The 10413-nt window shown below is 75.1% G+C and carries 2 protein-coding genes; both read left to right on the top strand.

Annotated elements, in window-relative coordinates; genetic code table 11:
- A partial coding sequence (locus ACIQ5Y_RS39640) for an amino acid adenylation domain-containing protein (protein ID WP_403892388.1) occupies positions 1-5711 on the top strand: 5711 nt, incomplete at its 5' end.
- Positions 5708-10413: amino acid adenylation domain-containing protein (locus ACIQ5Y_RS39635; RefSeq protein WP_403892385.1), on the top strand; the 4706-nt coding region annotated here is incomplete at its 3' end. The genes ACIQ5Y_RS39640 and ACIQ5Y_RS39635, both read left to right, overlap by 4 nt.

Here is a 10413-nt window from a genome sequence, read left to right as displayed (position 1 = left end):
CCGACCCCCAGGAACTCTTCGGACGCATCGCCGGCGACGGCGTCACCATCCTCGAAGTCGTCCCCTCACTGCTCCGCGCCGCCGTCGACTCGTGGGAGGCGGGCACGCCCCGGCCGTCGACGGCCGGGCTGCGCGCGCTGCTGGTCACCGGCGAGACGCTTCCCGCGGACCTCGCGGTCACGTGGGGCGAGCTGGAGCCCGGCATCCCGCTGGTGAACGCCTACGGGCCGACGGAGTGCTCCGACGACGTCACCCACGCGGTCATCCGCGCGGGCAGCGACATCGGCGCCCGCGCGCCGATCGGGCACGCGGTCCGCAACACCCGCCTGTACGTCCTGGACTCCGCCCTCCAGCCGGTGCCGCCCGGCACGCCCGGCGAGTTGTACGTCGCCGGCGTCGGCGTCGGCCGCGGCTACCTCGACGACCCGGCCAAGACCGCGATCACGTTCACGGCCGACCCGTACGCCGTCCAGCCCGGCACCCGCATGTACCGCACCGGCGACCGCGTCCGCCAACGCCCCGACGGACAGCTGGAATTCCTCGAACGCACCGACCACCAGGTCAAGATCCGCGGCCACCGCATCGAACTCGGCGAGATCGAAACCGCACTGCGACGCCTGCCCGGCATCACCGACGCCGCCGCCGCCGTCCACCACGGACGCCTCGTCGGCTACCTCATCGGCACCACCGACGAACCGAAGACCGCCCTCGCGGGCGTCCTCCCCGGCTACATGGTGCCCGGCGCCTTCCTCACCCTGGACGCGCTGCCGCTCACCCCCAACGGCAAGGTCGACCGCAAGGCGCTCCCCGCACCCGACCCGTCGGCCGCCGTCTCCGGGCTGCTCCCGGCACGCAATCCGCGCGAGCAGGCGCTGTGCGAGATCTTCGCGGAGGTGCTCGGGCTGCCGGCCGTCGGCATCGACGACAGCTTCTTCGACCTCGGCGGGCACTCGCTGCTCGCCACCAAGGTCGCGTCCCGGATCCGGGCCCGGCTGGGCGCCGAGGTCGCGATCCGCACGCTGTTCCAAGCGCCGACCGTCGCCGAACTGGCCGACTGCCTGGACGCGTCGGACGCCCCCGTGCGGCCCGCGCTGACCGCAGCCGCCGAGCGCCCCGCCGAACTGCCGCTCTCCCCCGCGCAGCAGCGGCTGTGGTTCCTGAACCACCTGGAGAACGGTTCGGCGACCTACCACCTGCCGTTCGCCGTGCGCCTGTCGGGCGCCCTGGACGTCGGCGCGCTGCACGCGGCGCTGGCCGACGTCGTGGCCCGCCACGAGAGTCTGCGCACCGTCTTCCCCGACGACGGGGGCCGGCCGCGCCAGCGGATCCTGTCCCCGGCCGAGGCGCACCTCGCCCTGCCGGTCACCGGGACGGACGGCGACGCCCTGCCCGGGGCGCTGGCCGCCTCGGCCGCCCGCGACTTCGACCTCGCGGACGGGCTCCCGCTGCGCGCCGAGCTGTTCCGGCTCTCCGCCGACGAACACGTCCTGCTCGTCGTCCTGCACCACATCGCGTCCGACGGCTGGTCCGTCGCCCCGCTCGCCCGCGACCTCGCCGAGGCCTACGGGCTGCGGCGGGAGGGCGCGGCCCCCGACTGGGCGCCGCTCCCGGTCCAGTACGCGGACTACACGCTGTGGCAGCGCGGGATCCTCGACTCGGTCGCGGACGAGCAGCTCGCCTTCTGGAAGCAGGCACTGGCCGGCATCCCGGAGGAGCTGGAGCTGCCGACCGACCGGCCGCGGCCCACCGTGCCCAGCCACCGCGGCGGCACGGTCGGGTTCCGGGTCGACGGCGAGCTGCACGCGGCGGTCACCGCGCTGGCCCGCGCCCAGGGCGCGAGCACCTTCATGGTGCTCCAGGCCGCGCTCGCCACGCTCCTGTCGAGCCTCGGCGCAGGCGAGGACGTCCCGCTCGGCACGCCCGTCGCGGGACGCACCGACCCGGCCCTCGACGAGCTGGTCGGCTTCTTCGTCAACACCCTGGTGCTGCGCACCGACCTGTCCGGCGACCCGACCTTCCGCGAGCTCCTCGACCGCGTCCGCACGAGCGACCTGGCCGCCTACGCGCACCAGGACCTGCCCTTCGAGACCCTGGTCGACGCGCTCGCGCCGAGCCGGTCGCTGTCCCGGCAGCCGCTGTTCCAGACCATGCTGGTGCTGCAGAACAACGCCTCCGCCGACCTCGCCCTGCCCGGCCTGGCCGTCGAGACCGTCCCGGTCCGCAGCGGCACCGCCAAGCTCGACCTGGCCTTCGAGCTGACGGAGCGGCACGGACCCGACGGGGCGCCGGCCGGGATCGACGCGGTCCTGGAGTACAGCAGCGACCTGTTCGACGAGGCGACGGCCCGGTCGATGGCGGACCGGTTCGCCCACCTCGTCGGCGTCCTGACCCGCGACCCCGACCTGCCTTTGGGCCGGGTCGACGCCCTGCTGCCCGCCGAGCGCGCCCGGATCCTCGGCGAGTGGGCCGGGCCCGTGCAGGACGTCGAAGTGGCCCCGGTCCACGAGCTGTACGCGGCCAGGGCGGCCGCGCAGCCGGCGCACCCGGCCCTGGAGTTCGGCGCGCAGGTCCTGTCGTACGCCGAGCTGGACTCCCGCGCGAACCGGCTCGCCCACGAGCTGGCCGCCCGCGGCACCGGGCCCGGCGATCTGGTGGCGCTGCTGCTGCCGCGCTCGCCGGAGATGGTCGTGGCGCTGCTCGCCGTCCTCAAGGCGGGGGCCGCCTATCTGCCGATCGACGCCGCCTACCCGCGGGACCGCATCGCGTACATGCTCGACGACGCGCGGCCGGCGCTGGCCCTGACGATGGCCGCCGAGTCCGCGGGGCTCGACGGCTCGGACGTGACCCGGCTGCTGCTCGACGACGCGGACGTGCGCGCCGCGGTCGGCGCCCGGCCGGACCGCGCCCCGACGGACGCCGACCGGACGCGACCGCTGACCGTGCGCGACCCCGCGTACGTCATCTACACCTCCGGCTCCACCGGGCGCCCCAAGGGCGTCGTCGTGGAGCACCGGACGGTCGCCGTGATGGTGGCCGACCAAGGCCCGCGCATGGGCATCGGACCGGCCACGCGCTGGCTGCAGTTCGCCTCGTACAGCTTCGACGCCGCGACATGGGAGCTCTCCATCGGGCTGCTCTCGGGCGCGACGATGATCCTGTCGACGGCCGAGGAGCGCGGCCCGGGCGGGCCCCTCGCCGAGCTCGTGGAGCGCACCGGCACCACCATGGTCTGCCTGCCGCCGACGGTCCTGTCCGCGTGGCCGGCCGACCGGCCGATGCCCGAGGGCGTGCAGCTGGTCGTGGCGGGCGAGGCCTGCCCGCCGGAGCTGGTGGAGCGGTTCTCGCGCGGGCGCGTCATGCGCAACGCGTACGGGCCGACCGAGGCCACCGTGTGCGCGAGCATCAGCGAACCGCTGTCCGGTGCCGTCAAGCCCCCCATCGGGTTCCCGCTGCACAACACGCGGCTGTACGTCCTGGACGCGCGGCTGCGACCGGTGGCGCCGGGCGTGACCGGCGAGCTGTACATCGGCGGCGACCAGCTGGCTCGCGGCTATCTGCGGCGGCCGGAACTGACCGCGAACCGTTTCGTCGCCGACCCGTACGCCACCGCGCCGGGCGGCCGGATGTACCGCTCGGGCGACCTGGTGCGCTGGAACGCCGACGGCAGCCTCGACTACGTGGGGCGCGTCGACGACCAGGTGAAGCTGCGCGGCTTCCGCATCGAGCCGGGCGAGATCGAGGGCGTGCTGCTGGCGCGGGACGACATCGCCCGGGCCGCGGTGATCGTCCGCGAGGACCGGCCCGGCGACAAGCGCCTCGTCGCGTACGTCGTCGCCTCGGGCGCTCCCGTGGACGTGCTCAAGGTCCGCGCGCACCTCGCCGCCGAACTGCCCGAGCACATGGTGCCGAGCGCCGTCGTCGCCCTCGACGCGCTGCCGCTCACCGGCAACGGCAAGCTGGACCGCCGGGCCCTGCCCGCGCCCGACTACACGCAGGCCGCCGCCGGCCTGGCCCCCGCGAACGAGCGGGAGGCGGCGCTGTGCCAGGCCTTCGCGGAGGTGCTCGGACTGGAGTCGGTCGGCGCCGACGCCGGCTTCTTCGACCTCGGCGGCGACAGCATCAGCTCGATCCAGCTGGTCGGCAGGGCACGGGAGGCAGGCCTCGCGATCACCGCGCAGGACGTGTTCGTGCACCGGACCCCGCAGGGCCTGGCGCTCGCCGCCCAGGCCACCGGGCGGACCGAGACGGTGGGCGTCGGCGAGGGCACCGGACCGGTGCCGGCCACGCCGATCACCGCCTGGTTCGACGCGATCCCCGGGCCGACCGACGGCTTCCACCAGGCGGCCGTGGTCCAGACGCCCGCGGGTGCCTCGTACGAGAGGATCGCGGCCGCGCTGCAGACGGTGCTCGACCACCACGACGCCCTGCGCCGACGGGGTGACGAGATCCGGGAGGCCGGGGCGGTGCGGGCCGAGGACGTGCTGCGCCGTGTCGTGGCCGGCTCCGGCGACCTGGCCGCCCTCGTACACGGGGAGGCCGCCACCGCCCGACGGGAACTGGCACCCGCCCAGGGCGACGTGGTGCGGGCGGTGTGGATCGACGCCGGTGCCGGGCGGCCCGGCAGGCTGCTGCTCACGCTGCACCACCTGGTGGTGGACGGCGTCTCCTGGCGCATCCTGCTGCCCGACCTGGCCCAGGCCTACGAACACCCGGAGCGGCCCCTCGCGCCGGTGGGCACCTCCTTCCGGCAGTGGGCGCTCCTGCTGCACGACGAGGCCGCGAGGGAGGAGCGCCGGGCCGAACTGCCCCTGTGGCGGGAGATGGTGGACGGCGGCGACCCGCCGCTCGGCGCACGGCCGCTCGACCCCGGGCAGGACACCGTGGCCACCGCGCGCCGGCTGCGGCTCGAACTGCCCGCCGCGTACACGGCGGAGCTGCTCACCACCGTTCCGGCCGCCTTCCACGCCGAGATCAACGACGTGCTCCTGACGGGGCTCGCGCTCGGCGTCGCCGACTGGCGGCGCGGGCGCGGCGAGGCTCAGGACGTGCTCGTCGACCTCGAAGGGCACGGGCGCGAATCCATCGTGCCGGGCGTCGACCTGACCCGCACGGTGGGCTGGTTCACCAGCACGCACCCGGTACGCCTCGACGTGGGCCTGTGCGACTGGGACGAGGTGTGGGCGGGCGGGCCCGCGCTCGGCCAGGCGCTCAAGGAGGTCAAGGAGCAGCTGCGCCGGGTGCCGGACCACGGCATCGGGCACGGCCTGCTGAGCCGGCTCGACGCCGGTTCGGCGGCGGTGCTCGGCGCGTACGCGGCGCCGCAGCTGGGCTTCAACTACCTGGGCCGGATGGCGCTGTCCGAGACCGGTGACTGGCAGGTCGCGCCCGAGTCGCTGGACGTCGCGGCCGGCACCGATCCGCAGATGCCGCTTCCGCACGCGCTCGGCGTCAACGCGCGCACCGAGGACCTTTCCGACGGCCCCCGCCTGGTCGCCGAGTGGGCCTGGGCGGGGCGCACGGTCGCCGACGCGGACGCCGAGGCGATCGCGCACGGCTGGTTCCGGGCGCTGAAGGCGCTGGCCGAACACGCGGCACGGCCCGACGCCGGGGGTTTCACGCCCTCGGACCTGGGGCTCGTCGAGGGACTCGACCAGGGCGAGATCGACGAGTTCGAGAACGAGTTCGCACACGAGTGGGGGGACGAAGGATGAGCACGACCGCACAGGGGAAGGGGCCGGCGGCGCCGCGCGCGTCGGGAGGTCTGAGCGACGTACTGCCGCTGACGCCGCTGCAGGAGGGCCTGCTCTTCCACGCCGTGTACGACCGGCAGGAACTCGACGTGTACGCGGTCCAGCTCGTCCTCGACCTGGAAGGACCGCTCGACCGCGGCGCGCTCAAGGCCGCCGCGGCCGGCGTCCTGGCCCGGCACCCGAACCTGCGGGCGGGCTTCCGCTACCGCAAGAACGGGCAGCCGGTCCAGCTGATACCGCGCGAAGTTCCCGTCCCCTGGCGGGAGGTGACGGAGGCGGGCGACCTGGAGGCGCTGACCGACCGGGACCGCACCGAGCCGTTCGACGTGGGCCGGCCGCCGCTGATCCGCTTCACCCTGATCGCCACGGGTGCGGGCCGCCACCGGCTCCTCGTCACCTGCCACCACATCCTGCTCGACGGCTGGTCGATGCCGCTGCTGCTCTCCGAGCTCTTCACCGCGTACGCCGCGGGCGGCGACACCTCCGTACTGCCCGCCGTCACCTCGTACAAGAGCTACCTGTCCTGGCTGAACCGCCAGGACGACGGGGCCGCCGCGGCGGCCTACGGGGAGCTGCTCGCCGGCCTGGAGGAGCCCACCCGGCTCGTGCCGGCGCCGCCCGGCCGGGCACCGGTGCTGCCCGAGCAGCACATCGCCCGCCTCGACGCCGCGGCGACGACGCGCCTGACCGAGTGGTCCCGTGCGCGGGGCGTGACCCTGTCCAGCGTGCTCCAGGGCGTCTGGGCCGTCGTGCTCGGGGCCCTGACCGGACGGGACGACCTGGTGTTCGGCACCACGACGTCGGGGCGTCCGCCGGAGCTGCCCGGCGTCGAGTCGATGGTCGGTCTCTTCATCAACACCCTTCCCGTACGCCTGCGCACGCCCGCCTCGCGGACCCTCGCGGAGGTCGTGGAGTCGGCCCAGGAGCAGCACACCGCGCTCCTGCCGCACCAGCACCTGGGCCTGTCCCGCATCCAGCGGGACGCGGGCCACGGCGAGCTCTTCGACACGGTCGTGATCTTCGAGAACTATCCGCTGGACCCGGACGCGCTGCGCACGGCCGTCCCCGGTCTGACGGTCACGGGCGTCAAGGGCCGCGACGCCACGCACTATCCGCTGTCGCTGCTCGTGCTGCCCGGTGACGAGCTGACGCTGCGGCTCGACCACGCGCCCGACCTGGTCACCGCCGAGGAGGCCGCGGCGCTGTCCGGGCGGGTGCTCCGGCTCCTCGCCACGCTCCCCGACACGGCCGACCTGCCGCTCTCCCGGCTGGAGCTGCTCGGCGAGGAGGAGCGGGCGACCCTGCTCGGCTCGTACAACGACACCGCCCGCTCCTACCCGCGCCACGCGCTGCGCGAGCAGCTCGCCGAGCGGGCCGCCGCCGCCCCGGACGCGCCCGCGCTGCGCTGCGGCGCCGAGCGGCTGAGCCATGCCGAACTGCACGCCCGCGCCGACCGGCTCGCCCACGAACTGGTGGCACGCGGCGCGGGACCGGGGGCCCTGGTGGCGGTCGCGCTGCCGCGCTCGACGGACCTGATCGTCGCGACGCTCGCCGTGGTCAAGGCGGGCGCCGGCTATCTGCCGCTCGACCCCGACTATCCGGCCGACCGCATCGGCTACATGCTCGACGACGCTGCGCCCGCCCTCGTGCTCACCACGACCGGCGTCGCCGCCGCGCTGCCCGCCGTCACCGAGCGCCCCCACCTGACCCTGGACACGGCGGCCCCGCTGCTCGCGGACCGGCCCACCGGGCCGGTGGGCACTTCGGACCCGGACCCGCTGGACACCGCGTACACGATCTACACCTCCGGCTCCACCGGCCGGCCCAAGGGTGTGGTCGTCCCCCAGGGCGCCCTGATCAACCTCGTGCACGACATGGGCGAGCGGTTCGGCATCGAGGGCGGGGACCGCTTCCTGTCGGTCACCACGTTCGGCTTCGACATCTCCAACCTGGAGATCTTCGTCCCGCTGCTCACCGGCGCCGAACTGGTCCTCGCCGAGCGCGACACCGTGCGCGACCCGGCCGCGCTCGCCGCCCTGATCACCGACAGCGACGCCACGGTCATGCAGGCCACCCCGACGCTGTGGCACGCCCTGGTCACCGAGCACCCGCGGAGCCTGGCCGCACTGCGCGTCCTGATCGGCGGCGAGGCCGTCGGCGAACCGCTCGCCGACGCGCTGCGCGCCGCGTCCCGCGAGGTCACCAACGTGTACGGGCCCACCGAGACGACCATCTGGTCGACCGCCGCCGTGCTGGACGGCGAGCGCGGTGGCGTGCCGCCGATCGGCCGGCCCATCGCCAACACCCGGGTGTACGTCCTCGACGACGCGCTGCGCCCCGCTCCGGCGGGTGCCGTCGGCGAGCTGTACATCGCGGGCGACGGCGTGGCGCGCGGCTACCACGGGCGGCCCTCGCTGACGGCGACCCGTTTCGTACCGGACCCGTTCGGTCCGCCGGGCAGCCGGATGTACCGGACCGGTGACGTCGTGCGCTGGGGCGCCGACGGGCAGATCGAGTACATCGGACGGGCCGACCACCAGGTCAAGATCCGCGGGTTCCGGATCGAGCTCGGCGAGATCGAGTCCGCGCTCGCGGCCCACCCCGAGGTGTCCCAGGCGACGGTCGTGGCCCGTGAGGACCTGCCGGGCGGTACGCAGCTGGTGGCCTACACCGTCGGGACGGCCGCTCCGGCGGCGCTGCGCGCGCACCTGGCGGAGAGCCTGCCCGCGCACATGGTCCCCGCCCTGTACGTGGCGATGGACACGTTGCCGCTCACCGCGAACGGCAAGGTCGACCGCAAGCTGCTGCCCGCGCCCGTCCAGGGTCCGCGCACCGCGGCCCGCGCGCCGCGCACCCCGCAGGAGCAGCTGCTGTGCGAGGTGTTCGGCGAGGTCCTCGGGCTGCCCGCGCCCGCGGGGCCGGACGATTCCTTCTTCGAGCTCGGCGGTCACTCGCTGCTCGCCACCCGTCTCACCGGGCGGATCAGGGCGGCTCTCGGCGCCGATCTGCCGGTCCGCGCGGTCTTCGACGCGCCGACCCCGGCGGCCCTCGCGGCCCGCGTCGCGAACGCCGGGGAGGCCCGGCCCGCTCCGGCGCCGGCCGTGCGCCCGGACGTGCTCCCCCTTTCCCCCGCCCAGCAGCGGCTCTGGTTCCTCGGACAGCTGGAGGCGGACAACCCCGCGTACAACATCCCGGTCGCCGTCCGCCTGAAGGGAGCCCTCGACGTGGCGGCCCTGCGTGCGGCGGTGCGGGACGTCGTCGTGCGGCACGAGTCACTGCGCACCCGCTACCCGGACACGGACGGTCGCGCCCGCCAGGAGATCGTGGACGCCGCGTCGGTACGGATCGACCTGCCGGTCTCCGCGATGAGCGAGGACGCCGTACGGGAGGCGGCGCGGCGCGGCTTCGACCTGGCGTCCGACCTGCCGCTGCGCGCGGAGCTGTTCCGGCTCTCGGACGAGGAGCACCTGCTGCTGCTCGTCGTGCACCACATCGCGGCCGACGGCTGGTCGGTGGGCCCGCTGGGCGCCGACCTCGCGCAGGCCTACGAGGCGCGCCGTGCGGGCGGGGCGCCGGTGTGGACGCCGCTGCCCGTGCAGTACGCGGACTACACCCTGTGGCAGCGCGAACTGCTCACCGCCGTGTCGGACGAACAGCTCGCCTACTGGCGGGAGGCGCTGAAGGGCCTCCCCGACGAACTGGAGCTGCCGGCCGACCGGCCGCGGCCCGCCGCCCCCACGTACCGGGGCGGGCAGGTGGAGTTCCGCGTCGACGGCGCGCTGCACAGGGCGATCGGCGACCTGGCCCGGGCGCAGGGCGTGAGCACGTTCATGGTGCTGCAGGCCGCGCTCGCCACCCTGCTGTCCAAGCTGGGCGCGGGCGACGACATCCCGCTCGGCTCGCCCGTGGCCGGACGCACGGACCCGGCGCTCGACGAGTTGGTCGGCCTGTTCGTCAACACCCTGGTGCTGCGCACCGACCTGTCCGGCAACCCGACCTTCCGCGAACTGCTCGAGCGCGTCCGCGCCACGGACCTGGCCGCCTACGCGCACCAGGACCTGCCGTTCGAGGCTCTGGTCGACGCGCTCGCGCCCACCCGGTCGCTGGCACGGCACCCGCTGTTCCAGACGATGATCACGCTGCACAACACGCCGGACTCCGCCGTGCGGCTGGCGGGCGTGGAGTCGGAGCCGCTGCTGATCGGCACGGGGACCGCGAAGGCCGACCTGGCCTTCGAGCTCTTCGAGCGGCGTACGGACGACGGCGCCGCCGATGGGATCGACGCGGTCCTGGAGTACAGCAGCGACCTGTTCGACGAGGCGACCGCGCGGTCCTTCGCCGAGCGGCTCACGCATCTGCTCCGCGTGCTCGTCACGACGCCGGACCGGCCGGTTCGCGAGACCGAGGTGCTGCTGCCGGCCGAGTCGGCGGCGGTCCGCGCGGGCTGGGCCGCGACCGCGGTCGAGGAGGCGTACACCGGGGTCGTGGAGCGGGTGCGGGCGCACGCGGCCGCGCGCCCGGACGGACTCGCGGTCCAGGACCCGAACGGGACGGCCACCTACCGCGAACTGGTCTGCCTCGCCTCGGCGTTGAGCCGTCGCCTGACCGCGGCCGGGGTGCGCCCCGGCTCGCGGGTGGCGATGCTCTGCGAGCCCGGCATCCC

It is taken from the genome of Streptomyces sp. NPDC096339 (assembly GCF_044762985.1).
Classification (GTDB): Bacteria; Actinomycetota; Actinomycetes; order Streptomycetales; family Streptomycetaceae; genus Streptomyces.
Note: the sequence above shows the minus strand (reverse complement) of the source record. Positions and strands in the feature narration are given on the sequence as shown.